This is a genomic window from Streptomyces sp. NPDC003011, from assembly GCF_053591515.1.
In genome coordinates, this window is sequence record NZ_JBSFTY010000006.1 from 94,116 (window position 1) to 118,849 (window position 24,734).

22 protein-coding genes are annotated in these 24,734 nt (G+C 70.5%); 6 read left to right on the forward strand and 16 right to left on the reverse strand.

What is annotated here, in order from left to right; genetic code table 11:
• Positions 1-39: 39 nt before the first annotated feature.
• Positions 40-2,781, reverse strand: coding sequence for a phosphoenolpyruvate carboxylase (gene ppc, locus ACWD0J_RS04865; protein ID WP_451494317.1), 2,742 nt, complete (start codon positions 2,779-2,781; stop codon positions 40-42).
• A 289-nt stretch (positions 2,782-3,070) separates the two neighbouring features.
• Between ppc and ACWD0J_RS04870 the strand changes: the two genes are divergently transcribed.
• Together ACWD0J_RS04870 and ACWD0J_RS04875 are read left to right on the forward strand one after the other, a co-directional pair.
• Positions 3,071-4,081: an acyl-CoA desaturase gene (locus ACWD0J_RS04870; protein WP_451494318.1), complete on the forward strand. Its 1,011-nt coding sequence runs from the start codon at positions 3,071-3,073 to the stop codon at positions 4,079-4,081.
• Positions 4,078-4,755 (forward strand): TetR family transcriptional regulator, encoded by a 678-nt coding sequence (locus tag ACWD0J_RS04875; RefSeq protein ID WP_451494319.1) that lies wholly within the window; start codon positions 4,078-4,080, stop codon positions 4,753-4,755. The genes ACWD0J_RS04870 and ACWD0J_RS04875 overlap by 4 nt, the downstream gene beginning before the upstream one ends.
• 61 nt (positions 4,756-4,816) lie before the next feature.
• On the opposite strand, the gene ACWD0J_RS04880 is transcribed toward ACWD0J_RS04875, so the two are convergent.
• The gene (locus ACWD0J_RS04880; RefSeq protein WP_451494320.1) at positions 4,817-5,641 is read right to left on the reverse strand and encodes a trans-aconitate 2-methyltransferase; all 825 of its coding nucleotides are present in this window, start codon (positions 5,639-5,641) and stop codon (positions 4,817-4,819) included.
• Between the two features lie 118 nt (positions 5,642-5,759).
• Here ACWD0J_RS04880 and tamR point away from each other — a divergent pair, with 118 nt between their 5' ends.
• On the forward strand, positions 5,760-6,257 hold the full coding sequence (tamR, locus tag ACWD0J_RS04885; protein ID WP_451494321.1) for a MarR family transcriptional regulator TamR: 498 nt from the start codon (positions 5,760-5,762) through the stop codon (positions 6,255-6,257).
• A gap of 12 nt (positions 6,258-6,269) precedes the next feature.
• Here the strand turns inward: tamR and ACWD0J_RS04890 are convergent, their stop codons facing one another.
• Positions 6,270-7,043 (reverse strand): LuxR C-terminal-related transcriptional regulator, encoded by a 774-nt coding sequence (locus ACWD0J_RS04890; protein WP_451494322.1) that lies wholly within the window; start codon positions 7,041-7,043, stop codon positions 6,270-6,272.
• 252 nt (positions 7,044-7,295) lie between these two features.
• Here ACWD0J_RS04890 and ACWD0J_RS04895 point away from each other — a divergent pair, with 252 nt between their 5' ends.
• A complete protein-coding gene (locus ACWD0J_RS04895; protein ID WP_451494393.1) occupies positions 7,296-7,751 on the forward strand; it encodes a GNAT family N-acetyltransferase in 456 nt (151 codons plus the stop codon).
• A 1-nt stretch (position 7,752) separates the two neighbouring features.
• On the opposite strand, the gene ACWD0J_RS04900 is transcribed toward ACWD0J_RS04895, so the two are convergent.
• From ACWD0J_RS04900 to galT, 10 genes are all read right to left on the reverse strand, one after another.
• Positions 7,753-8,532, reverse strand: a complete 780-nt coding sequence (locus ACWD0J_RS04900) for an enoyl-CoA hydratase/isomerase family protein (protein ID WP_451494323.1) — start codon at positions 8,530-8,532, stop codon at positions 7,753-7,755.
• The gene (locus ACWD0J_RS04905; protein WP_451494324.1) at positions 8,432-9,796 is read right to left on the reverse strand and encodes a cytochrome P450; all 1,365 of its coding nucleotides are present in this window, start codon (positions 9,794-9,796) and stop codon (positions 8,432-8,434) included. Before ACWD0J_RS04905 ends, ACWD0J_RS04900 begins: the two co-directional genes overlap by 101 nt.
• 141 nt (positions 9,797-9,937) lie before the next feature.
• Complete coding sequence (locus ACWD0J_RS04910) at positions 9,938-11,242, reverse strand: cytochrome P450 (protein ID WP_451494394.1); 1,305 nt, start codon at positions 11,240-11,242, stop codon at positions 9,938-9,940.
• Positions 11,243-11,342: 100 nt separating this feature from the next.
• Positions 11,343-11,948, reverse strand: a complete 606-nt coding sequence (locus tag ACWD0J_RS04915; protein ID WP_451494325.1) for a GTP-binding protein — start codon at positions 11,946-11,948, stop codon at positions 11,343-11,345.
• A complete protein-coding gene (locus ACWD0J_RS04920; RefSeq protein ID WP_451494326.1) occupies positions 11,923-12,297 on the reverse strand; it encodes a DUF742 domain-containing protein in 375 nt (124 codons plus the stop codon). The genes ACWD0J_RS04915 and ACWD0J_RS04920 overlap by 26 nt, the downstream gene beginning before the upstream one ends.
• Positions 12,294-12,695, reverse strand: coding sequence for a roadblock/LC7 domain-containing protein (locus ACWD0J_RS04925; protein WP_451494327.1), 402 nt, complete (start codon positions 12,693-12,695; stop codon positions 12,294-12,296). Before ACWD0J_RS04925 ends, ACWD0J_RS04920 begins: the two co-directional genes overlap by 4 nt.
• The gene (locus tag ACWD0J_RS04930) at positions 12,692-13,906 is read right to left on the reverse strand and encodes an ATP-binding protein (protein ID WP_451494328.1); all 1,215 of its coding nucleotides are present in this window, start codon (positions 13,904-13,906) and stop codon (positions 12,692-12,694) included. The genes ACWD0J_RS04925 and ACWD0J_RS04930 overlap by 4 nt, the downstream gene beginning before the upstream one ends.
• Positions 13,907-14,203: 297 nt before the next feature.
• Positions 14,204-15,367 (reverse strand): galactokinase, encoded by a 1,164-nt coding sequence (gene galK, locus ACWD0J_RS04935; protein ID WP_451494329.1) that lies wholly within the window; start codon positions 15,365-15,367, stop codon positions 14,204-14,206.
• A 37-nt stretch (positions 15,368-15,404) separates the two neighbouring features.
• Positions 15,405-16,367 carry a UDP-glucose 4-epimerase GalE gene (gene galE / locus ACWD0J_RS04940; protein WP_451494330.1) on the reverse strand — a complete coding sequence of 321 codons (963 nt, stop codon included), beginning with the start codon at positions 16,365-16,367 and terminating at the stop codon, positions 15,405-15,407.
• Positions 16,364-17,449, reverse strand: coding sequence for a galactose-1-phosphate uridylyltransferase (gene galT, locus ACWD0J_RS04945; RefSeq protein WP_451494331.1), 1,086 nt, complete (start codon positions 17,447-17,449; stop codon positions 16,364-16,366). The genes galE and galT overlap by 4 nt, the downstream gene beginning before the upstream one ends.
• A 177-nt stretch (positions 17,450-17,626) precedes the next feature.
• Between galT and ACWD0J_RS04950 the strand changes: the two genes are divergently transcribed.
• Both ACWD0J_RS04950 and ACWD0J_RS04955 read left to right on the forward strand, forming a co-directional pair.
• Positions 17,627-19,306 (forward strand): sodium:solute symporter family protein, encoded by a 1,680-nt coding sequence (locus tag ACWD0J_RS04950; RefSeq protein WP_451494332.1) that lies wholly within the window; start codon positions 17,627-17,629, stop codon positions 19,304-19,306.
• Between the two features lie 21 nt (positions 19,307-19,327).
• Positions 19,328-19,639, forward strand: a complete 312-nt coding sequence (locus ACWD0J_RS04955) for a hypothetical protein (protein WP_451494333.1) — start codon at positions 19,328-19,330, stop codon at positions 19,637-19,639.
• 151 nt (positions 19,640-19,790) lie between these two features.
• On the opposite strand, the gene ACWD0J_RS04960 is transcribed toward ACWD0J_RS04955, so the two are convergent.
• The 3 genes from ACWD0J_RS04960 to ACWD0J_RS04970 all read right to left on the reverse strand — a co-directional run bounded on the left by ACWD0J_RS04960 (position 19,791) and on the right by ACWD0J_RS04970 (position 24,638).
• A complete protein-coding gene (locus tag ACWD0J_RS04960) occupies positions 19,791-20,486 on the reverse strand; it encodes a helix-turn-helix transcriptional regulator (RefSeq protein WP_451494334.1) in 696 nt (231 codons plus the stop codon).
• Positions 20,487-20,839: 353 nt separating this feature from the next.
• Complete coding sequence (locus tag ACWD0J_RS04965) at positions 20,840-22,747, reverse strand: outer membrane protein assembly factor BamB family protein (protein ID WP_451494335.1); 1,908 nt, start codon at positions 22,745-22,747, stop codon at positions 20,840-20,842.
• Positions 22,748-22,814: 67 nt separating this feature from the next.
• Positions 22,815-24,638: an outer membrane protein assembly factor BamB family protein gene (locus ACWD0J_RS04970; protein WP_451494395.1), complete on the reverse strand. Its 1,824-nt coding sequence runs from the start codon at positions 24,636-24,638 to the stop codon at positions 22,815-22,817.
• Positions 24,639-24,734: the final 96 nt, after the last annotated feature.

Genomic DNA, 24,734 nt, shown 5'->3' on the forward strand with positions numbered 1-24,734 from the left:
TCGTCCGAGTCCGGGGGCACCGTCGGGTCCGGGTGCCTGTCAGCCGGTGTTGCGCAGGCCCGCCGCCACACCGTTGACGGTGAGCAGCAGGGCCCGTGCCAGCAGCGGGTCGGGCTGCTCGCCGGCGGCCGCCGCGTCCCGCTGGCGCTTGAGCAGGGTGACCTGGAGGTAGGAGATCGGGTCCAGGTAGGCGTCGCGGATGGTGAAGGTCTGCTTGAGGACCGGGGTGGCGTCGAGCAGTTCGTTCTCGCCGGTGACGCGCAGCACCTCGCGCACGGTCAGTTCGTGCTCGGCCCTGATGGTGTCGAAGACGTGCTTGAGCTCGTCGGGGACGAGGGTGTCGACGTAGTGCTGGGCGATCCGCAGGTCCGTCTTGGCGAGGGTCATCTCGACGTTGGAGATGAAGTTGCGGAAGAAGTGCCACTGCTCGTGCATCTCGTCGAGCACGGTGTCCAGGCCGGCCTCGCGCAGGGCCTTCAGGCCGGAGCCGACGCCGAACCAGCCGGGCACGATCTGCCGGGACTGGGTCCAGCCGAAGACCCAGGGGATGGCGCGCAGTCCGTCGAGGGAGACACCCGAGCCGGGGCGGCGGGAGGGCCGTGAGCCGAGGTGCAGGTCGGCGAGCTGGTCCACCGGCGTCGACGCGAGGAAGTACGTCGGCAGGTCCGGGTCCTCGACGAGCCTGCGGTACGCGGCGTGCGCGGCGTCCGACACCACGTCCATGGCCGCGTCCCAGCGGGCGAGCGCCTCGTCGGACTGGCGGGGGGCGGTGTGCAGGGCGGACGCCTGGAGGGTGGCGGCGACCGTGAGCTCCAGGTTCTCCCGGGCCAGGGACGGCACGAGGTACTTGTCGGAGATGACCTCGCCCTGCTCGGTCACCTTGATCTCGCCCTCCAGGGTGCCCCAGGGCTGGGCGAGGATCGCGTCGTGCGAGGGGCCGCCGCCGCGGCCGACGGTGCCGCCGCGGCCGTGGAAGAGGCGCAGCCGCACCCCGTAGCGGTGGGCGACGTCGCGCAGGCGGCGCTGGGCGCGGTGGATCTCCCACTGGCTGGTGGTGATGCCGCCGAACTTGGAGGAGTCGGAGTAGCCGAGCATGACCTCCTGGACGTCGCCGCGCAGCGCGACCAGGCGCCGGTAGGACGGGTCGGAGAGCATGTCCTCCAGGATCGTGTCGGCGGCCTTGAGCTCGTCGGTGGTCTCCAGCAGCGGCACGATGCCGATCTTCGCCCAGCCGGCGTGCAGGTCGAGCAGGCCGGCCTCGCGGGCCAGCACGGCGGCGGCGAACACGTCGTCGGCGCCCTGGCACATGGAGATGATGTACGACTCGATGACCTCGGGTCCGAAGACCTCCAGGGCCCGCTTCACGGTCTGGAACACGCCGAGGGTCTTCTCGCCGGCCGCGTCCACCGGCGCCGGGGTGGGGGCCAGCGGGCGGCGGGAGCGCAGCTCCTTGGCGAGCAGCTTGGTCCGGTAGTCGCGGGGCATGTCGGCGTACCGCCAGGACTCCTCGCCGAGCCGGTCGAAGAGCTGGCCGAGGGCGTGGTGGTGGGCGTCGGCGTGCTCGCGTACGTCCATGGTGGCGAGCTGGAGGCCGAACGCGGAGAGGGTGCGGATCGTCCGGTCCATGCGGCCGTCGGCGAACAGGCCGCCGCGGTGCTCGCGCAGGGAGGTCTGGATCAGGGTGAGGTCGGCGAGCAGCTCGGCCGTGCCGAGGTAGTCGCGGCCCTTCTCGTGCGGGGTGCCCTTGGCCAGGCGCTGCTTGGTGTTCTCCAGCTTCTGCCGGATGCAGGTGGCCTTGAGGCGGTAGGGCTCCTCCGCGTTCAGCCGCTTGTAGCGGGGGCTGATCTCCGGGAGGCGCTCCAGGTCGGTGCCGAGGGAGTCCAGGAGTTCGTCGGTGGCCCCGGTGTAGCGGATGGAGTTGGAGAGGAAGCCGCGCAGTTCGTCGATCATCTCCAGGGCGTCGTTGATCCCGTGCTCGTGCTGGAGGATCAGGACGTCCCAGGTGACCTGGGGGGTGACGTTCGGGTTGCCGTCGCGGTCGCCGCCGATCCAGGTGCCGAAGGTGAGCGGGCGGGTGTGGTCGGGGAGCTTGACGCCGACGCGCTCCAGCTCGGCGGTGAGGTCTTCGAGGACGTCACCGACCGCTCCCGCGTGCAGCTCGTCCAGGTAGTAGATGGCGTTGCGGGCCTCGTCGGCGGGTTCGGGGCGGACCACGCGCAGTTCGTCGGTCTGCCAGACGAGGTCGATGTTCTCGGCCAGACGGGTGTCGTGGCGGCGGCGGTCGGCCTCGATGACCGGGGTCTCCAGGAGCGCGGCGATGCGCCGGAGCTTGTTGAGGACCGAGCGGCGGGCGGCCTCGGTGGGGTGGGCCGTGAACACCGGGCGGACGTTCAGGTTGGCGACCGTCTGGCGCAGGTGCTCGGGGTCGGCGTCCTTGAGGCGGTCGGCCGTACGGGCGAGCAGGCTGCCCTCGGCGGCGCGCCTGGCGCGCAGTTCGCGGCCTCGGTGGACCTGCTCGGTGACGTTGGCCAGGTGGAAGTAGGTGGAGAAGGCGCGGACCAGCTTGGCGGCGGTCTGCAGTTCGGTGCCGCGCAGCAGCTCGGCGGCGGCCTCACCGTCCTCGCGGGTGAGGCGGCGGACCTTCTCGACCAGTTCGAGCAGCTCGGGACCCTCCTGTCGGACGAGGGTCTCGCCGAGGAGGTCACCCAGGCGCCGGATGTCGGCGCGCAGCTCGCTGCTGGTCGACGTGGTGCTCGCAGTCAGGTCGTCGGCACTGCTCACAGGTGCGGCTCCTTGCAGTGTTGAAGCTCGTCTGGGAGGGAACCCGGAGGACGGTCGGGCGGCTGGCGCCGCATGCGGGCCGGGACCTCCGGGCAGAAAAGAGAGCGGACCGCGCTGTCCGACCGACACAAGGATAGGTGTCCGCGTGGACGCGCAGGCTGTCGGCCTCCTGCCGCCGGACATCGCGCCGCCATACTTACGATGCCGTAGGTTACGGGACCGTAGGAAGTACCGCCCGGTTCTCGTCGACCCGGTGTCCGTCTCCATCCAAGACCCCACAGGGACGCGCATGACCACTAGCTCCGACGTGATCGAAGACTCCTCGAAGCCGGCCGGCGGAACTCCCCCGCCCTCCGCCACGCTGGGCGGGGAGCAGAAGCGTTCGATCGAGCAGATCACCCTGCTGCTCTTCATCATCGTCCCCTTCCTCGCGCTGCTGGCCGCGGTGCCGCTGGCGTGGGGCTGGGGCGTGAGCTGGCTCGACCTCGGCCTGCTGGTCTTCTTCTACTTCCTGGCCTGCCACGGCATCACGATCGGCTTCCACCGCTACTTCACCCACGGTTCCTTCAAGGCGAAACGACCGCTGCGGATCGCGCTGGCGATCGCCGGGTCGATGGCGGTCGAGGGGCCGCTGGTGCGGTGGGTGGCCGACCACCGCAAGCACCACAAGTTCTCCGACGCGGAGGGCGACCCGCACTCGCCGTGGCGGTTCGGCGAGACGGTCCCGGCCCTGATGAAGGGCCTGTGGTGGGCGCACATCGGCTGGCTGTTCGACGAGGAGCAGACACCGCAGGACAAGTACGCCCCGGATCTGATCAAGGACAGGGCGATCCGGAACATCTCGCGTCAGTTCGTGCTGTGGACGTTGCTGTCGCTGGCGCTGCCGCCGCTGATCGGCGGGCTGGTGACGATGTCGTGGTGGGGCGCGTTCACCGCGTTCTTCTGGGGCTCGCTGGTCCGGGTGGCCCTGCTGCACCACGTCACGTGGTCGATCAACTCGATCTGCCACGCGGTCGGCAAGCGGCCGTTCAAGTCGCGGGACCGCTCGGGCAACGTGTGGTGGCTGGCGGTGCTGTCCTGCGGCGAGTCCTGGCACAACCTGCACCACGCGGACCCCACGTCGGCGCGGCACGGGGTGGAGCGGGGCCAGGTGGACTCCTCGGCACGCTTCATCCGCATCTTCGAGATGCTCGGCTGGGCCTACGACGTGCGCTGGCCGTCACGCTCGCGTATCGATTCCCGCCGTAACACGGAACAGGACGGCTTCCGGCGCAAGAAGGAGACCGCCGAGGCGGCATGATTGACGCCGTGGCGACCGACTCCAGCAGCACCCCGAGCAATGACAAGCCGCGGCGTGCGCGTCGCACCCGGATGACCGGTGCGGAGCGCCGCCAGCAGCTGCTGGAGATCGGTCGCACCCTCTTCGCGGCGAAAGGTTTCGAGGGCACGTCGGTGGAGGAGATCGCGGCCAAGGCCGGGGTGTCCAAGCCGGTGGTGTACGAGCATTTCGGCGGCAAGGAGGGCCTGTACGCGGTCGTGGTGGACCGCGAGATGCGCCGCCTGCTGGACATGGTGACGAGTTCCCTCACCGCCGGTCACCCGCGTGAGCTGTGCGAGCAGGCGGCGTTCGCGCTCCTGGACTACATCGAGGAGTACACGGACGGTTTCCGCATCCTGGTCCGCGACTCCCCCATCCCCCAGTCGACGGGTACGTTCGCGTCCCTGATCTCGGACATCGCCACGCAGGTGGAGGACATCCTGGGCCGTGAGTTCAAGAGCCGCGGCTTCGACTCCAAACTGGCCCCCCTGTACGCGCAGGCCCTGGTCGGCATGGTCGCCCTGACCGGCCAGTGGTGGCTGGACGTCCGCCGCCCGAAGAAGGCGGAGGTCGCCGCCCATCTGGTGAACCTGGCCTGGCACGGGCTGGACGGGCTGGAGGCGAAGCCGCACCTGATAGGACGCCGCAAGAGCTGACGCCGGCCGTCGTGCCCGGGTCCGCCGTGCGGGCCGGCGGCGGGCGCCGTCATCCTTCCCGTCATCCCTCCTTACGGGCCACCGCGAAGATGCGGCGGAAGGGAAAGAGCGTGCCGTGCGCGCCGGCCGGATACGCCTCGCGCAGGGCGGACCGGTACTCGGCCACGAACTCCTCCCGGGCGGGCGGGTCGTCGGCGAGCGCGGTGAGGACGGGGCGCAGTGCGGTGCCCTTCACCCAGTCCAGCACCGGGTCCTCGCCCGTGAGCGGGTGGACGTACGTCGTCTCCCACACGTCGGCCGCGCAGCCGAGGCCGGCGAGCCGCTCCAGGTAGTCCTGCGGGGCGAGGACGGCGTCGGTGTGCCGGAGGGTGCCGGCGAGGCGGTCCTTCCAGCGGGCGGAGCGGGCGAGGTCGCGCATCAGCACATGGCTCGGGGAGTCGAAGTTCCCCGGTACCTGGAAGGCGAGGGTGCCGCCCGCCGTCAGGCCCGCCACCCAGTCCGCGAACCGCTCCGCGTGCCCGGGGACCCACTGGAGCGTGGCATTGCTGACGATCAGGTCGTACGGCTCCGCGGGCGCCCAGGTCCGTACGTCGGCGTGGGCGAAGTCGATCCGGCCGCCGCCCGGGGTGGGGCCCTCGTGCTCCACGTGCGCCCGGTCGAGCATCTCGGGCGAGTTGTCGTACCCGGTGATGCGGGCCGTGGGCCAGCGGGCGGCGAGCAGGGCGGTCACGTTGCCGGGGCCGCAGCCGAGGTCGGCGATGCGGGGTGTGCCGGCGGGCGGACGCGCGGGGAGGTCGGGGACGCGGGCGAGCAGGTCGGCGAAGGGGCGGGCGCGGTGACCGGCGTGACGCAGGTACTGGGCGGGGTCCCAGGCGGGGGCGGGCATGGAGCCTCCTGGAGGAGAGCCGTACGCGAACGGGTCCCAGCCTCCCGGCAATGTAGCTTGACGTCAAGAGGCTTGATGTCAAGAGACTTCACATCGACAGAACCACTACACTGATCACATGGAGGACGAGGTCGATCGGCTGGTCGCAGCGTGGCGCCGGGAGCGCCCGGACCTCGACGTGGAGCCGCTGGAGGTGCTCAGCCGGGTGAGCAGACTGGCCCGGCACCTGGACCGGGCTCGCCGGCTGGCCTTCGCCGAGCACGCTCTGGAGCCCTGGGAGTTCGACGTGCTGACCGCGCTCAGGCGGGCGGGGACGCCGTATCAGCTCTCGCCGGGGCAGTTGCTGACGCAGACCCTGGTCACCTCGGGCACGATGACGAACCGCATCGACCGGCTCGCGAAGAAGGGCCTGGTGGAGCGGTTGCCCGACCCGAGCGACCGGCGTGGTGTGCTGGTCCGCCTCACCGAGGAGGGCCAGGACCGCGCGGACCAGGCCCTGGCCGGACTGCTGGACCAGGAGCGGGCGATCCTCGCGGAGCTGTCCCGCGCCCAGCGCGGTGAACTGGCGGGACTGCTGCGCCAGTTGACCGCGCCGTTCGACAACATCCCCGGCTGAGGCGGCCGCCGGTCAGGCGCTGCTGCTCTCCTCCACCCCGATCCGGCCGACGGGGCCCAGGTCGGCCGGGCCCACGCCCGCTCGCCGCGCCAGGGCGACGGCGGCCAGGGTGGAGTGCACCCCGAGCTTGCCGAGGACGTTCTGCATGTGCGTCCGGACGGTGTGCGGCGACAGGAACAGCCGCTCGGCGACGGCCTTGCGGCCCAGCCCGGCGACCATGCACCGCAGCACCTCCCGCTCCCTCGGCGTGAGGGACTCCACGAGCCGCTCGCTCTCGGTGCGGTGCTTGCGGGCCGCCGTCAGCTCACGCAGGACGCCGGTGAGCAGGGCGGGCGGCAGATGGGTCTCCTCGCGCAGCACCCCGCGGATGACGGTGAGCAGCCGGGACAGCGAGCAGTCCTTGGCGACCCACCCGCAGGCACCGGCCTGCAGGGCGAGCGCGGCCCGCCGCGGATCGTCCTTCTCGGCGAGCACGACGATCCGTACGCCGGGCTGCGCGGAACGCACCCCGACCACCAGTGAGATGCCGTCGACGAGACCGTCCTCGTTGCCCGCCTGCACGGGCACGGCGGGCCGTACGCCCGGCACGTTGCCGCCCAGGTCGGCGTCGACGAGCAGGACGTCGAAACGGCGCCCCTCGGCCGCCGCGCGTTCCAGACTGCGCAGCGCTGCCGGACCGCTGCCCGCCGCGGAGACGTCCACGTCGGGCTCGGCGGCCAGGGCGGCGGCGAGCGACTCGGCGAAGATGCGATGGTCGTCGACGACCAGCACTCGGATGCGAACCACGAAACCCCCTTCCCCAGGCTCCTGAAGAGCAGGGGATCCTCCGGAGAGCGACGACGGAGCGCGGGTACGACGCCTGGGGATGCCGGCACCGCACGGCCGCCGCCGTGCACAGACCGTTACCCCCGCATCGGGCGTCGTACCCGACTGTCTCGCCCCCTGATCAGCACCGGCCCCCACCGGTGCTGTTCCTCAGAGTACGGCTGGGGGGCAGGAGCGGAAGTCAATTTGCAGAACTGGCTGTCCGACGCGTTTATGGTGAGCCGCATGTTTCGTATCGAGACGGAAGTCGACAAGGAGCGACGCGATCTGCTCCGGACCCGACTGCGGGAGACGAACACCGCCGCCTCCCCCGTCCTGCGCGCGCTGCGCGGCACCCCCGCCGCACGCGAGGTCCCCCTGCACGTGTGGGCGCTGGACGAGGCGGGCGCCCTGGCCGGCGGTCTCGTCGGCCACACCTGGGCGACCTGGCTGCACGTGACCTGGCTGTGGGTCGACGGACGCCACCGCGGCTCGGGGCTCGGCTCGCGGCTGCTGGCCCGGGCGGAACGGGTGGCCCGCGACCAGCGGGACTGTGCGGCCGTACGCCTGGAGACCTGGGACTTCCAGGCGCCGGGGTTCTACCAGCGGCGGGGTTACGAGGTGGTGTGCGTGATCCCCGGCTATCCGCCGGGGATCACGGAGTACACGCTCGTCAAGCGGTGGCGGTGAGTCAGGGGCTCGTGCCTCCCCGGTGGGTCTCGGCCACCACCGCCGCCATCAGCTCGGCTTCGAGGACCGAGGCGTCGGCCAGCAGTGTGGTGGCGTTGTAGGAGTTGAGCAGGGTTTTGGTGACCCTCAGTGCGGCGAGCGGCCGGCGGATGATGGGGTTGGCCCAGGCTGTTATCGCCTCGTCGGTCTTCTCGGCGGGCACGACCTTGTGCAGCAGCGAGAGGGACAGGGCTTCTTGAGCGTCGACGACACGGCCCGTGAGGATGAGTTCCCGGGCGCGCGCGGTGCCTACCTCGTTGATCAGACGGGGCAGGATCCCGGCCCAGGCCGTGGGCAGTCCGAGCGCGAGTTCGGGCAGCCGGAAGCTCGCGTCCTGACTGCCGACGCGCAGGTCGCAGGCGATCGCCAGGCCGAGCCCGGCGCCGACCGCCCGGCCGTGGACCCGGGCGATGGTCACCGCCGGATTGCCGGTGAGGGCCTCGTAGACGCGCCGGGCCTTGATCCCGGAGGCGCGCTGGCTGTGGGCCGCCGGATCCGTCAGCACGAACTCGGCACGGTCACCGCCGAGACAGAAGTCGTCCCCGGCACCGGACAGCACGACGACGCGCACGTCGGGGCCCTGGTGGTCCAGGACGGCCCGCAGGTCGTCCAGCATCGCGTCGGTGACGACGTTGCCCGGTTCAGGGCTGCTGAGTTCGATGGACAGGACAGCCCCCCGCTGGTGGACCCGCAGGGTCTTCAGCGAGAGGTCGGGGCGCGCGGGGGGCGGCAGGGTCGTCATCCGTGGTCACTTTCAACGAGGTCACGCGGCGGAACACCATACGAGGCGCGTAGGTGGGGACGGACACCGGGCGCAGCGTCTCGAAACGATTCAGCAGGGCGGTCAGGAGCGAACGGCCCTCGAGCCGGGCGAGGCCCGCTCCGAGGCAGTAGTGGATGCCCCCGCCGAAGGCCATGTGGCTGCTGTTGCGCAGGATGTCGAAGCGGTACGGGTCCTGGTGGCGCCGCGGGTCGTGGGCGGCCGCGCCGTACATCACGTGGACCATCTGGTCCTTGGCGATCGGGGTGCCGGCCAGGACGGTGTCGGCGGCGGCGATCCGGCTGTTGACGTGGACGGGAGGGTCGTAGCGCAGCGTCTCCTCGACCGCGTCCTCGACGTGTTCGGGGTGTTCGCGCAGCCAGTTCCACGCGGCGCCGCCGTCCCGGGTCAGCAGCCAGACCGCGTTGGTCATCAGGGTCGCCGAGGTCTCCAGGGACGCGACCGCGATGAACATGACCAGGTCGAAGACGGTCTGGTCGGCGGCCGCCCGGTCGCCCGGGAACTGCTCGTCCCAGTACCGGATCCAGTGGGAGATCGGGTCGTCGCCCGGGGCTGCCCGGCGTTCTTGGATGAGAGCGGTGAAGAAGACCCGCATCTCCTCGGTCGCCTGGGCGGAGACGGCCAGTTCGGTCTTCGTGGGCAGGAGTTCCTGCGAATGGACCTGCCGGTGAGTGAAGTCGAGCATGTACGCGTGGTGCCGCGCGGGGATGTCGAGCCACTCGCCGGTGGCGAGGACGGGGAGCTGGTCACCGACGACGGTGACGAAGTCGGCCTCCCCGTCGTCGCGTATTCGGTCGGCCAGCTCGTCCACGATCCGCCGGGCGTGGACCGCGACGCGGGGCGCCAGCGACGCGAGGGTGTTCCGGTCGAAGAGGTTGCCCAGTCCCCGGCGTTGACACGTGTGGTCCGGCGCGTTGAGCCGGAACAGGGTCCGGCTCATCGCCTGGGCGGCGGGCGCCTGCCAGCGCTCGGACGGAGGCTGTCTGGCCTGCCAGGCGAGGTCCGGTACGAGCCAGTTCCTACCGCGCAGGACCTGGTCACAGGCGTCGTATCCGGTGACCAGGTAGCCGCCCCACGGGGCGGGCAGGACGTCGCCCAGGGAACGCATCTGCTCCCACACGGGCCAGGGGTTGCTCTGGCCCTCGGGCGAACGCAGGCGCCGGAGAAGGGAGATGACGGCTCGACGGTCTGTGGTGGTGCCGCTTATGTCGCCAACTGCGGTCACGCGGAGCTCCTTTATGGCCGGGCGTTACCGTTACTGGCGGAATCTACCCTTCCCCTCTCCGGCGTCATGCGCCGCTACGTGTTGCTCCCGTCACATGCCGTGTGGCCGATTCCCGGTTTATCCATGGGAGTTGTCGACACGTCAGACGCGGAAGAGGTCGACCAGGGTGCTCCAGAAGCCCCGCTTGTGCGCCGGCTGCTCCTGCCGTATGGGCTCGGGGGCGGGCATCGTGCCCGGCTGCTCGGGCTGCTGGCGGGGGGCCGCGCTCTGCAGGACCGAGACCATGCGGGTGGCCGGGGTCGGGCTGAACCGCACGGGCAGCGCGGCCAGCGCGTGCTGGAACGGCCCCGGACGCCACTGCAGGTCCTCGTCCGCCACGGCCAGGGTGAGGTCGGGCAGCGCGTTGAGGATCCGCTCGATCGCGGTGATCGTGATGATCAGCGCCGGGTCCTTGGCGGGGCAGGCGTGCGGGCCCGCTCCCCACGCCAGGTGCGCGCCCTTGTTGCGGTTCTCGCGGGCCTCCTTCAGGGCGGGGTCGCTGTTGGCGCCGGCGAAGCTGATGACGACCGGCGAGTTCGCCTCGACGATCACTCCGCCGAGGTCGACGTCCTGCACGGGGTAGTGCGTGGCGTAGTTGGCCAGCGGCGGGTTGTTCCACAGGATGTGGTCGATGGCCTCCTCGACCAGCATGCCGGAGCCGCCCGAGCCCTCCTCGGACAGGAGCAGGTGCAGGGCGTGGCCGATGAGGTTGCGCTGGGGTTCGAAGCCGGCGCCCATCAGCACGACGAGCTCGTCCTTCAGCTCCTCGTCGGTGAGGCCCGCGGAGTGCTGGATCAGCCAGGAGGTCATGTCGTCGCCGGGGCGGCGGCGCTTGACGGAGATCAGCTCCATCAGGCCGGCGGTGAGCTCCTCGTTGGCACGCTGCACGTCGATGCCGTCGAAGAGGGCCGACAGGGAGAGCGTCAGAGTGTCGCCGATGTCGGCCGGGCAGCCGAAGAGCTTGTTGAACAGCAGCAGCGGCAGCATCTTGGCGTAGTCGTTGATCAGGTCGGCGCGGCCGCGCTCGCTGAACTGGTCGATGAGGAAGTCGGCGATCGGCTCGACGTCCCGGCGCAGCCGGGTGGTGTTGAGCCGGTCGAAGCTCGCGGTGATGGCCTGGCGCAGCCTCAGGTGCACGGCACCGTCGGTGAACAGGCAGTTGGGCCGGTAGGCCATCATCGGCAGGATGGGGCTGTCGAGGGGCACGCGGCCCTCGTTCAGCGCCTTCCAGCGGCGGGCGTCGCGCGGGAACAGGGTGGGGTTCTGCAGCACCCTGAGGGCCGTCTCGTGTTCGACGACCAGGGTGGCGTCCACGCCGGGCGCGAGTTCCACGGGTCCGGCGGGGCCGTGGGCCCGCACGTACTCGTAGATCTGCTGGGGGTCGGCGGTGAAGGTGCCGTCGAACATGGGGCATCTGGCGCCGGTGGTGGCGGCCGGCGAGTGGTGAGTGTCCACGGGGGAGTCCTTTGCGGGCCCGGCCTCACGGCCCGGCCGGGGAGGGAGTGGATCAGGCCGCGCGATCGAGCAGGTGGCGGACCAGGGCGATCAGCGCGTTCGCGGACGACCGCTGGTCGCGGGCGTCGCAGTAGACGACGGGGGTGTCGGGCAGCAGGTCGAGGGCCTCACGGATCTCCGCCTCGTCGAAGTGCTGCTGCGCGTTGAAGGTGTTGACGGCGATGGCGTACTCGAGCCCGTACTCGTCGATCAGGTCGATGACGGGGAACGTCTCCTCCAGCCGGGCGGGGTCGACCAGCAGCAGCGCGCCGAGCGCGCCGCGGGCCATGTCCTCCCACAGCTGCATGAAGCGCTGCTGCCCGGGCGTGCCGAACAGGTAGAGCACGAGTTCCTCGGCCAGGGTCAGCCGGCCGAAGTCCAGGGCCACGGTGGTGGTCACCTTGTCCGGTACGCCCCGCAGGTCGTCCACGTGCACGGACGCCTGCGTCATCTTCTCCTCGGTCCGCAGCGGCGTGATCTCCGACAGCGAGCCGATGAAGGTGGTCTTGCCGACCGCGAAATGGCCTACGACCAGGATCTTGGCGGCGGTGGTCACCGCGTCGGAGACGTAGATCGTGCCGTTCGCGGCCGTCTCAGACGATGAGGGTTTCGAGTCCATGCAGAACCTTCTCGAGGGTCTCTCGGTCAGCGAGCTTGGCGCGGGCGGGTTCGGAGCGGCGCAGAAGGTGTCCCTGCTCGGTTAAATCGGTCAGCAGCAGCCGGGCCACGCCCACCGGCAGCCCCAGATGACCGGCCACCTCCGCCACGGACAGGTAGCCGCCCCCGCACAGCTCCCAGATGGCCCGGACCTCGGGGCCCGCGCCGAGCGGCAGTTCCCGGTCGGGGGCCAGGGTGACCAGAGTGTGCAGCGCCAGGTCGTCCGCCGACGGCAGCCGCCGGCCGCCGGTGATGACGTAGGACCGGACGAAGTCGCTGGTGACCGGCGCTTCCTCGCCGGGGCTGGTCATGCGTCGGCACCGGCGTTCAGACGGGGCGCCGCGCTCATCGCCTCGCGCAGCGCGCTCACGGTTTTCTGCATCCTGAAGGACATGGCCTCCATGTCGACGTCCAGAGCCGCCGACACGGCCAGATAGGCCCCGCTGCCCGCGGCGACGAGGAAGATCCAGCCGCCGTCGAACTCGACCAGCGTCTGCTTCCAGGTGCCGTGTCCCCCGCCCACGAAGCCGGCCACGGCGCGGCACAGGGACTGGATGGAACTCATCGCGGCCGCGTTCTTCTCCGCCTCGTCACGGCTGATGTCGTCGGAGCGCTGCATCAGCAGGCCGTCCGCGGAGACGAGGATCGCATGGCGGGCCCCGCGCACCTCGAGCACGCCGTTCAGCACCCACGACAGGTCGGCATTCACTGGTTCTGGGATCCTTCCGTGTTGTTCGTGACCCGGCCGAGGTGCGTTCCGCGGGCGAACGCACCGATACGCGACGCCGTCACTTCACTGGTGTTCTCCCGGTCGGCGGGCACCGGGGCGGGTGCCGCCTGCTCGGGCTGGGGAACCACCGAGACGGCCCGGTTGCGGCGCCGGCGCCGGGGCAGGCCACCGGGCGTCGTGCCGACGACGAGCGTCGGGCCGGTCGCGGGCACCGCGGCACGGCGCCGCGCGGGCTGCTCGTCCTCGGTCTCACGGTCGTCGTAGGAGGCGGTGGGCTGAGGGGCGTCAGTGGTCAAGAGGCCCTCCGGCACACGGATCACGGCGCGCACACCGCCGTAGGGGGACACCGAGTCGACGGACACCGAGAAGCCGTAGCGGGCGGCGAGCATCCCGCAGACCGCGAAGCCGAACTTGGGCGGGTCGCCGAGCCCGGTGATGTCGACGGCCTCCTCGGGCGAGAGCAGGACCGCCGCCCGGGCCTTGGTCTCCTGGCTCATGCCGACACCGGCGTCGTCGACCACCAGGCAGACGCCGGTGGGCACGGCCTGGATGTTGATCTCCACCGGCGACTGGGGCGCGCTGTACTTGGTCGCGTTGTCCAGCAGCTCGGCGAGGACGACGGCGACCGGCTCGACGGCCTTGCCGGTGATGGAGATGTTCACCTGGGCGTTGACCCGGACCCGGTTGAAGTCCTTGATCCGGCCCTGGGCGCTGCGGGCGACGTCGTACACGGAGGCGCTTTCCTCGCGCCGCCCGAGCCACCCGCCGCACAGCACCGAGATGCCCTTGGTGCGGCGGCTGAACTGGCTGCTGGTGTGGTCGATCAGCATCAGATCGGCCAGCACGCCGGAGTCGTCGCCGTACTCCTTCTGCAGGTTGTCCAGGAGCACCTGCTGCTCCTCGGCGAGGGACTGCAGGGTGCCCATCGCCGACTTGAGAACGGACTTGGTGGCCGACTCCGCGTCCGCCCGGACCTCCGCGAGGTCCTCCACATGCCGGTGGGTGAGGGTTTCGTAGCCCGTCTGCACCTGGCGGAGCTGACCCTGTACGGCCACCAGGTTGCTCTGAAGGTTGTCGTTGTTGCGGCGGAGAGCCATGTTGGTTCTCCGTGCGCGCATCACTGCGAAGGTCGCAATGATGACCACGATGAGCAGGATCCACAGCAGCGGATCCCGGATGAATGACGTCATGAGACTCTCTTCAAGTCGCCTCGCGTCGGCGGCCAGAGCAACTGCCACTCCTTCGCGATGGGGCCCTAGAGACTGTCCCCCGTACGCGTTGATGACGCGCCGTCAGCCTACTGAAAAGTGCGATGATCGTATCAGTAGAAACACTGTCAACAGGCGTACCAAGGCGTCCATTTGGTGACTTTCACAAACTGCACCCGGTCGCATTGATCCCCGGACGGACCCGCTCGGCAAAGCGCCCGTAAAGACGTCGGCCCCGCGCTCGGTGGGAGCGCGGGGCCGGCGGTGGCGGTACGCAGGTCAGCTCAGCCGGCGTGCCCCCGCCGAGGGCACCGCCTCGAACACCCGCGGCGCGGTGAAGTCCGCGGCGGCGAAGGCCTCCTGGACCGCCTTGGTGATCGTGTCGACGTCGGCGGCCTCCGCGAGGACGATCGCCGAGCCGCCGAAGCCGCCGCCGGTCATCCGCGCGCCGAGGGCGCCGGCGGCGAGCGCCGTGTCGACGACCAGGTCCAGCTCCGGGCAGGAGATGCGGAAGTCGTCGCGCAGGGAGGCGTGACCCGCCACCAGCACCGGGCCGATCGCCCGGGTGTCGCCGGACTCCAGCAGCGACACGACCCGCTCGACCCGCTCGTCCTCCGTGACGACGTGGCGCACCAGGCGGCGCACCTCCTCCTCGTCCCCGAGCCGGGCCAGCGCCGCGTCCAGCTCGGCGTGGGGGATGTCCCGCAGGGCGTCCACGCCCAGCAGGGCGGCGCCCTTCTCGCAGCCGGCCCGGCGCTTGCCGTACTCGCCGTCGCTGTGGGCGTGCTTGACCTGGGTGTCGACGACCAGCAGGCGCATGCCCTCGGCGGCCAGGTCGAAGGGGATCTGCTTCTGGGACAGGTCGCGGGTGTCGAGGAACAGGGCGTGGCCCGGCTCGCAGCACGCCGACGCGGTCTGGTCCATGATCCCGGTCGGGGCGCCGACGTACACGTTCTCCGCTCGCTGGCACAGGCGGGCCAACTGCCAGCGCTTGAGGCCGAGTTCGTACAGGTCGTTGAGGGCGAGGGCGATCACGACCTCCAGCGCCGCCGACGAGGACAGCCCCGCGCCGGACGGCACGGTCGAGGTCAGGTGGACGTCCGCGCCGGTGACCGGGTGGCCCGCCTCGCGCAGCGCCCAGACCACGCCCGCCGGGTACGCCGTCCAGTTCCGGTCCGACCCCGGGGCCAGGTCGTCCAGCCGCAGCTCGACGACGCCGGCCTCGATGTCCGCCGAGTGCAGCCGCAGCACGCCGTCGTCCCGCCGGGACACCGCCGCGACGGCGATGTGCGGCAGGGCGAACGGCATCACGAAGCCGTCGTTGTAGTCGGTGTGCTCGCCGATGAGGTTGACCCGGCCCGGTGCCGCCCACACCCCCTGCGGACCGGCCCCGTACAGCTTCTCGAACCGCTCGGCGACAGCCCCTGCGCCAGCCTCGCTCATGCCCTGACCCCTGACCTTTCCTACGTGCTCGTCGGTACTACTTGCCCCGCCGCTGCGCGAACTCCCACGCGTCCGCGACGATCCCCGTGAGATCCGCGCGGGACGGGTTCCAGCCCAGCTTCTCGCGGGCGGTGGCGGCCGACGCCACCAGGACCGCCGGGTCGCCGCCCCGGCGGGGGGCCACGACCTCGGGGATCGGGTGGCCGGTGACCTGCCGGACCGTCTCGATGACCTCGCGGACGGAGAAGCCGTTGCCGTTGCCGAGGTTGCAGATGAGGTGCTCGCCGAAGGCCGCGGCCCGCACCGCGAGCAGGTGGGCCTCGGCCAGGTCCGCCACGTGGATGTAGTCGCGCACGCAGGTGCCGTCCGGCGTCGGGTAGTCGTCGCCGTAGACGGAGATCGCGTCCCGCCTGCCCTGCGCGACCTGGAGGACGAGCGGGATGAGGTGCGACTCGGGGTCGTGGCGCTCGCCGTACGCGCCGTACGCGCCGGCCACGTTGAAGTAGCGCAGCGAGACGGCACCGAGCCCGTGGGCCTTCGCCTCACTCGTGATCATGTGGTCGACCGCGAGTTTCGTGGCGCCGTACGGGTTGGTGGGCTGCGTCGGCGCCGACTCGACGATCGGGACCTCGGTGGGCTCGCCGTAGGTGGCGGCCGTGGAGGAGAACACGAGCCTGCGCACGCCCGCCTCGCGCATGGCGCCGAGCAGGGCCATGGAGCCGCCGACGTTGTTCTCCCAGTACTTCTCGGGCTTCACGACCGACTCGCCGACCTGGGAGGAGGCGGCGAAGTGCAGGACGGCGTCGAAGGAGGGGTCCAGCCACTTGGCGGCGTCACGGATGTCGCCCTCCACGAAGGAGGCGCCCGCCGGGACCCCCTCGCGGAAGCCGGTGGAGAGGTCGTCGAGGACGACGACCTCGTGCCCCGCCTCCAGCAGATGCTGGGCGACCACGCTGCCGACGTATCCCGCACCACCCGTGACCAGGTACTTACCGCTCATGAACTGGCTACCTCTCGCAGTCGCTCGGCCGCGGCCTCCGGCCGGATGTCGTTGATGAACACGTTCATCCCGGACTCGGAACCCGCGAGGAACTTCAGCTTGCCGGACGTACGGCGGATGGTGAAAAGCTCCAGGTGCAGCGCGAAGTCGTCACGGCTGACGCCCTCGAACTCCTCCAGCGCGCCGAACGGGGCCTGGTGCCAGGCCGCGATGTACGGCGTCAGAGGCTCCCCCGCCCCTTCCTTCTCTCCACCCGGCCCGTCGAAGATCCGGTCGAAGCGCTTCAAGAGTTCCAGATAGACCTGGGGGAACTCTGTGCGCGCGCCCTCGTCCAGACCGAGCAGGTCCGGCACCCGGCGCCTGGGGTACAGGTGGACCTCGTAGGGCCAGTGCGCGGCGTACGGCACGAAGGCGACCCAGTGTTCACCCTCCAGGACGACCCGCTCGCCGGCCAGCTCCTGCTCCAGGACGGCGTCGAAGAGGTTCTCCCCGCCGGTCGCCTCCTTGTGCGCCGCGACGGAGCGCAGCATCAGCGCGGTGCGCGGCGTGGTGAAGGGGTAGGCGTAGATCTGCCCGTGCGGGTGGCCCAGGGTCACACCGATCTCGGCACCCCGGTTCTCGAAACAGAACACCTGCTCGACTGAGGGCAGATGCGACAGCTCCGACGTCCGGTCGGTCCACGCCTCCAGGACCAGCCGCGCCTGCTCCTCGGTCAGATCGCCGAAGGACGCGTTGTGGTCGGAGGTGAAGCAGACGACCTCGCAGCGGCCGGAGTCCCCGGCCAGCGAGGGGAAACGGTTCTCGAAGACCACGACGTCGTACGACGAGTCCGGGATCTCGCTCAGCCGCTCGCCCTGGGAGGGGCACAGGGGGCACTCGTCGGCCGGCGGGTGATACGTACGCCCCTGCCGGTGCGAGGCGATGGCCACCGCGTCCCCGAGCAGCGGATCCCGCCGGACCTCGGACGTGGTGACGGTCCGCTCCAGCGGGCGGCGGTCGACCGCGTCCCGCACGGTGTCGTCCCGCAGGTCGTAGTAGATGAGCTCGCGGCCGTCCGCCAGCCGGGTGGAGGTCTTCTTCACTGCGGACTCCCTATTCGAGCCACTCAATCATCAAACAGAACCAAACACATCGAAACACAACTCACCACGACCGTCAACATCACAATCACACAAAAAACGTCAACCTGAGTGTTCAATCATCGAACGCGGAGGCATAGGTTCCGCCACGGATCAGTTCACGCAACGAAGCGAGTACTTATGCAGACCCCCACACATCTGGCAGCCGAGCTGCGGCTCCCCACGAACTGGCTCGACTACACGATCCTCGGCATCTACTTCGTCGTCGTCCTCGGCATCGGCTTCGCCGCCCGCCGTTCGGTGAAGACCAGCCTCGACTTCTTCCTCTCCGGCCGCTCTCTGCCCGCCTGGGTCACCGGTCTCGCGTTCATCGCCGCCAACCTGGGCGCCACCGAGATCCTCGGCATGGCGGCCAACAGCGCGCAGTACGGCGTCTACACCACGCACTGGTACTGGATCGGCGCCATCCCCGCCATGGTCTTCCTCGGCCTGGTGATGATGCCGTTCTATTACGGCAGCAAGGTCCGCTCGGTCCCCGAGTTCCTCCTGCTGCGCTTCGACAAGGCAGCACACCTGCTGAGTTCGATCCTGTTCGCCTTCGCCGCCATCCTGATCGCGGGCGTCAACCTCTACGCCCTCGCGATCGTCGTCGAGGCCCTCCTCGGCTGGCCGGAATGGGTCGCGATCGTGGTCGCCGGCGCCTTCGTCCTGGCGTACATCACCCTCGGCGGCCTCTCCTCCGCGATCTACAACGAGGTCCTCCAGTTCTTCGTGATCCTGGCGGCCCTCATCCCGATCACCATCCTCGGCCTGAAGAAGGTCGGCGGCTGGGACGGCCTGTCCGACTCCCTGACCGAGACCCGCGGCGCCGACTTCATGACCTCCTGGGGCGGCACCGGCATCGGCAGCGACAACCCCCTGGGCGCCAACTGGCTCACCATCGTCCTGGGCCTCGGCTTCGTCCTGTCCTTCGGCTACTGGACGACGAACTTCGCCGAGGTGCAGCGGGCCCTGTCCGCGAAGAACCTCTCGGCGGCGCAGCGCACCCCCCTCATCGCCGCGTTCCCGAAGATCTTCATCGTCTTCCTGGTGATGATCCCCGGCCTGGTCGCCGCCGTCCTGGTCCCGAAGATCGGCACGGCCGGCTCGGACCTCCAGTACAACGACGCGATCCCGTACCTGATGGAGTCGCTGCTCCCCAACGGCGTCCTCGGCATCGCGGTCACCGGTCTCCTGGCCGCGTTCATGGCGGGCATGGCGGCCAACATCTCGTCCTTCAACACGGTGTTCACGACGGACATCTGGCAGAAGTACGTGAAGAGGGACCGCGAGGACGAGTACTACGTCCGCTTCGGCCGTCTGATCACGGCGATCGGCGTGCTGGCCTCCATCGGCACCGCGTTCCTCGCCTCGTCCTTCTCGAACATCATGAGCTACCTCCAGACGCTGTTCTCCTTCTTCAACGTCCCGATGTTCGTCGTCTTCATCATCGGCATGTTCTGGAAGCGCGCGTCCATGAAGTCCGGCTTCTGGGGCCTGCTCGCGGGCACCACGGCGGCGATGGTGAACTACTTCTGGATCTACAAGCAGGGCATCATCGACATCCCCTCCGACCAGGGCGCCAACTTCGTCTCCGCGATCGCCGGGTTCGTGGCCGGAGCCGTCGTCATGATCGCCGTCTCGCTCTTCACGGCACCGAAGCCGGCCGGGGATCTCCAGGGCCTCGTCTACGGCACCACGTCCCCCGGCATGTCCGAGCCGCCCGCCGCCGGCGACGACGCCTGGTACCGCAAGCCGGCCCTGCTGGGCTGGGGCGCGGTGATCCTGGCCGCCGCCTGCTACATCCCGTTCTCGTTCTGATCGCGGGAGGATGGAGAAACCATGACCGAGCACTCCGGATACTCCGACAAGAACGTCCAGCAGGAGGTCACCGCACTCCAGAGCGAGTCGGCGACCGCCGCGCGCCTCTTCGACATCCGCCGCATCATCGGGGGCCTGTTCGTCGTCTACGGCGTCATCGTGACGATCGCCGGCCTCACGGACGACGACGCCGCGATCGACAAGGCCCAGGGCGTGAACATCAACCTCTGGACCGGGCTGGCGATGCTCGCCCTGGGCGTGTTCTTCCTGGTCTGGCTGAAGCTCCGCCCGGTGGCCCCGCCGACCCCGGACGAGGAAACCCCGTCCCGGTAAGGGCTCTGGGAGCTCCGCCCCCGCCTCACCCGTCCGGCCCGTCAGGACAGGGAGGCGGGGGTCAGGCACGCCCGGTCGCGACGGGAGCCGTACGCCTTCCCGGCCCGCTCCCGTTTCCGTACCCGGCCCCTGCCCGTTCCCTACGCCCCGCTCACTCCCCCGCCTCCGCCGACGGCAGACGCACCGGGCCTGCCCGGTCCAGCAACCCCGTCCGTGCCGCCAGCGCCGCCGCCTCCAGCCTCGACCCCACCCCCAGCTTCATCAGCACCCGCTGGACGTGCGTACGTGCCGTGGACGGCGCGATCCCCATCCCGGCCGCGATCAGCCGGGTGTCCTCGCCCTCGGCCACCCGGACCAGCACCTCGACCTCCCGAGGCGTCAGCATCCGCAGCAACCGCTGCCCCTCGTCATCCGGCTGGGCCGCGGGATTCAGCAGCTCGCTGAACGCCCCCTGCAACAACTGCGGCGCCACCGCCGCCTCCCCCGCCCGGGCCTTCATGATCGCGCGCTCGACGCCCTCGATCCGCTCGTCGTGCCGCACGTACCCTGACGCCCCCGCCGCGAACGCCGCCGCGATCCCCCGGGGACTCGGCACGGGCCCCAGCACGAGCACCGCGACCTGCGGCCGTTCCCGCTTGATCCTCACCACCGGGTCGAACATCCCGGGCTCGGCCGGCGTGGCCGTCCCCAGCAGGCACACCTCCGGCGACCGGCTGATCACCAGTTCCGCCGCACCCGCGGCAGGCGCCGCCGCGGCGAGCACCCGGTGCCCCCGCAGCTTCAGCGCCGAGGCCAAGGCCTCGGCGAGCAGACGGTGGTCGTCGACCACCATGAGCCGCACTCCCATCGAGCAACCCCCCAGTCCCCCCAATGGAACTCCATCGACATGGACGACGCCCTATGGCTGCCCACTATGGATGCCCACTGGTCCGCACGGACAGAGGCCCTCACCCGGCTCCCCCCGCCCTTCATGCCCCCGGAAGCTACACGCTTGTTCGACGTTGCGCTTCCCCTACTGGTGAGAAGTGCCCCAGATCGCCGAAATTCCTCGTATTCGAGGGTGACGAGCGGTAAGTGCACGGCCCCGCCCCTGAACAGGGACGGGGCCGGGGACGGAGCCGGGGACGGATCAGGGCAGGGCGCACGGACCGCCGGTGCCCGGGCGGCCTCCGCGCGCCCGCGCCCGCGCCGGCGCCCGCGTCACTTCGCGCCGAACCCGATCACCAGGTACTCCTTCTCCCCCGGCGTGCTCCCGAGATCGCTCGCGTACACCTGGGACATGAACAGCCGGCCGTCGTGGTACAGCACCTCGGAGTACTGCGGGGACATCTTCAGCTCCACCTCCCGCACCGACTCCGTGGCCGGGTTCTCCAGCAGCTTGGTCGCCTTGAAGCTGGTGCCGTCGATGCTGACGATCTGGCCGCCCTTGTTGTAGGGCCCACGCTTGTACGCGATCACGTTGGCGCCGTCCATGCGCAGCGGCATGAACGTGTAGTCGTCACCCGCGTCGACCCGCTGGCCGGTCGTCTTCCCGGTGGCCAGGTCGATCGCGACGATCTCGTTGGTGTCGCTGTACTCGGCCGTGCCGTCGTGCTCCTCGGTCGGCAGGTAGAGCCGGTCGTTGCCGACCGCCAGGCTCGAACAGGCCTCGATCTCGGTGATGCCCTCGCAGTCCGCGGCGTACTGGTCGCCCGGCGCGGGGATACGGGTGCGCAGCTCGCCCGTCTTGTTGTCGATGGAGAAGAAGTCCGAGATGCCGCTGGCGTCCTTCGCGGAGTCGCCGACGTCGGCGGCCACGACCAGCGGCTCGCTGGACACCACGCTGGCGTACTCGATGCCCGGGTCCATCTTGTACTCGGAGATCACCTTCCCGGACTTCGGGTCGATGGTCTGGATGTGCAGCTGACGCTGGCCGTACTGACCGCACTTGCGGACGGCCACGAGCTTCTGGCCGCCGCCGTATCCGGCGTCGTAGCAGGTGTCGGACGCCTTCGGGGCCCACAGCTGCTTGCCGGAGGAGAGGTCCCAGGCGGCGCCGCCGCTGGTGCTGCCCGCGGCGGCGGTGGTCGCGCTGACGGTGACGTTGTCGAAGTTGATCGGCTCGTCACCGGATGTGGCCGTCTTCGTCCACAGCTTCTTGCCCGCGTCGAGGTCGATCGCCGCGACCTGGCTGCAGCCCGCGGTGCGGTTCTTCGTCGGCATCTCGGGCTGGTAGAGGACGGCCGTGAGGTTGTCCTCGGTGGCGTGGCGGCTGGCCTGGCACACCGGGCCGGGAAGCTTGATCTTCCACAGCTCGGTGCCCTTGTCGAGGTCGCGGCCGACGATCTCGGCGACGCCGCTCTTGACGTACGCCTTGTCGGTGACCCAGGAGCCGGAGACCGAGATGGTCGTGTCCTTGTCGACCTCGGGCTGCGGAACCTGGAAGAGGACCTGGGAGGCGGGGTCGGCCGGCACCCGTTCCGTGCCCTTGCCCGTGGTGCCGCCGGTGCCGCCGTCGGTGCCGCCCTTCTCGTCCCCGCCGCCGGTGCCGCCGCTGGTGCCGGCGGTGTCGTCCTTCTTGCCGCTGTCGTCACCGGACGAGGACGCGTACCAGACACCGCCGCCGACGATCAGCGCGATCGCCACGACGGCCGCCACGATGATGGCCAGCTGAGCGTTGACCTTCCGCCCGCCACCGCCCCCGGGGTGCCCCGGCTGCGGTTGCAGCGGCATGTTCGCCTGCGGATAGCCGTAACCGGGCTGCTGCCCGTACGGGTTCGGCTGCCCGTACGGCGGGGGCGCCTGCTGGCCGTACGGAGGCGGAGCCTGGCCGGGGTAGCCGTACCCGGGGGGTGCCTGCGGCGGCTGTCCTGGCTGCGGGTAGCCGTACCCGGGAGGTGCCTGCGGCGGCTGGGGCTGCTGGGGATACCCGTAACCGGGCTGCCCCTGCCCGCCGGGCGGCGCCGGCGGAGCGCCCGGAGGCGCCTGCGGCGGCTGTCCTGGCTGCGGGGCCTGCGGGGCCTGCGGAGGCTGCTGCGGCGACTGCGGCTGCTGCGGCTGGTCCTGCGGCGGACCGAACCCCCCTTGCTGCGGAGGCTGGTTGGGCGGCGGAGGGGGCGGCTGGGTCATGGCGTGAGTACCTCGATGGCGGGGACGACGAACAGCGGAAGGGGAAGGGGAAGGGGAAAGCGAAGGGTCACTTGCCGTAGGCCAGCATCAACTTCTCCTTCGATTCGTCGTTGCCGGTCAGCCGCGTGGTCGAGAGGAAGAAGCGGCCGTCGGCCCAGTCGACGTCCTTCGAGAAGAAGCCGCTCTCGATCTGCGCGGTGCTCTGCGGGTTCTGCAGCAGCTTGGCCGGCTTGTGGCTGCCACCGCCCGTCGCGATCGACACGATCCGGCCGCCCGCGGAGTACGAGGGCTCCACGTACGCGATGAGCTTGCCGCCCTCCACCTCGATCGGCAGCATCGAGTCGTCCGTCGGTGACGTGACGCGCCACTTCTCCTTGCCGGTGGCGAGGTCGACCGCGACGATCTCGTTCGGTCCGCTGGTCGCCTGGGTCGGCAGGTACAGCGTGTCGCCGTCGACGGCCACGCCCTCGCAGCCCTGGAGGTCACGCGCGAGGATGGCCAGACCGCAGTCGGGGGCGAAGTCCTCGTCGAAGGCGACCTGGGAACGGAACGTGCCGGTGGCGCTGAACGCGGAGATGTTCCACGCCTTCTTGTCCTCGTTGGTGCTGTAGACGACCAGCGGGTCGACGGAGTAGAGCCGCGCGACCGTCCAGCCCTTGTCGAACTTCTGGGTCCACTTGGCCTTGCCGGTCGCGGGATCCAGTTCCTGCACCTCGTCGTGCTCGTTCGCCCCGGTGGCGTCGCAGGACGAGACGGCGATCAGCCGGGCGCCGCCCGCGAACGCGGTCGGGAAGCAGGCGTCGCCGTACTTCTTCTTGTCGAACAGCTTCTTGCCGGTCCGTACGTCGTACGCCGTGCCGGACTGCGAGCGGCCCACCATCAGGGTGTTGCCGCTGAGGGACAGCTCGATCTGGAGCGTGCTGTCGAACAGCGCGCCGTCCGCGACCTCGCCGGTCCAGCCCTGCTCTCCCGTGTTCAGGTCGATCTGCTGGAGCTGGTTGCACTCGGCACGGTCGCTGGTGCCGCTCATGTACGCGACGACGATCCTGTCGTCGGACGTCCGCTGCGGAGTGACCGCGCAGATCTTCTGCGGGAACGTGACCGGGTCCCAGGCCGGCTTGCCGTCCTCGACGCCGTAGGCGACGAGCTGCTTGTACGCCGCCTTCACCGCCGTCTTGTCGGTGACCCACATGCCGGGGGCGTCGGCACCGTCGGACGGCGCGTCGGGCGCCTCCTTGTACCAGAGGACCTTCGCCTCACCGGCCTGGCGGCCCTCGTTGAGGTTCTCCGGGTCCGCGCCGCCGGCGCCGCTGCCGTCACCGGTGTCGACCGGCGACGAGCCGGAGGCGCTGGGCTTGGGGTCGTCGCTCTTCCCGGCGACCGGCTTCTTGTCGTCGTCACCACCGCCGGCGACCGCGAACACCGTCCCGCCGATGACGAGCAGCGCGGCCACGGCGGCCCCGACGATCATCGCGGTCCTGCTCCTGAAGCGGTTCCCGGAGCCGGGCGGCGGGGTCCCGGGCGCACCCGGGAACTGGGGCTGCGGCGGATAGCCGTACCCCTGCGGCCGGCCATAGGGTCCCGGCTGCGGCTGCCCGTAGGGGCCCGGCTGGCCATAGGGGCCGGGCTGGGGCTGGCCGTACGGCCCCGGCTGGGCGTACGGTCCGGCCTGCGGTGCCCCCGGCTGCGGGGCGGCGGGCGGCTGCTGGGGATAGCCGTAGCCGGGCTGCGGCGCACCCGGCGGCGGACCCTGCGGAGGCGGCGGCGGTGTCTGCGGTGCTCCGAAACCGCCTTGCTGCGGCGGCTGCTGCGGCTGCTGCTGCGGTTGCGGCGGCTGGTCCTGCGGCGCTCCGAAGCCACCCTGCGGCGGCTGGTTGGGCGGCTGTGCCATCAGCGCGTTCCCCCGTTCCATCACTGATTTTTAGCCACGCCCTGAGGCATGTGGTGACCCAGAGTCGTACTCAGAAAGTTCTCAGACGGCTCTTTC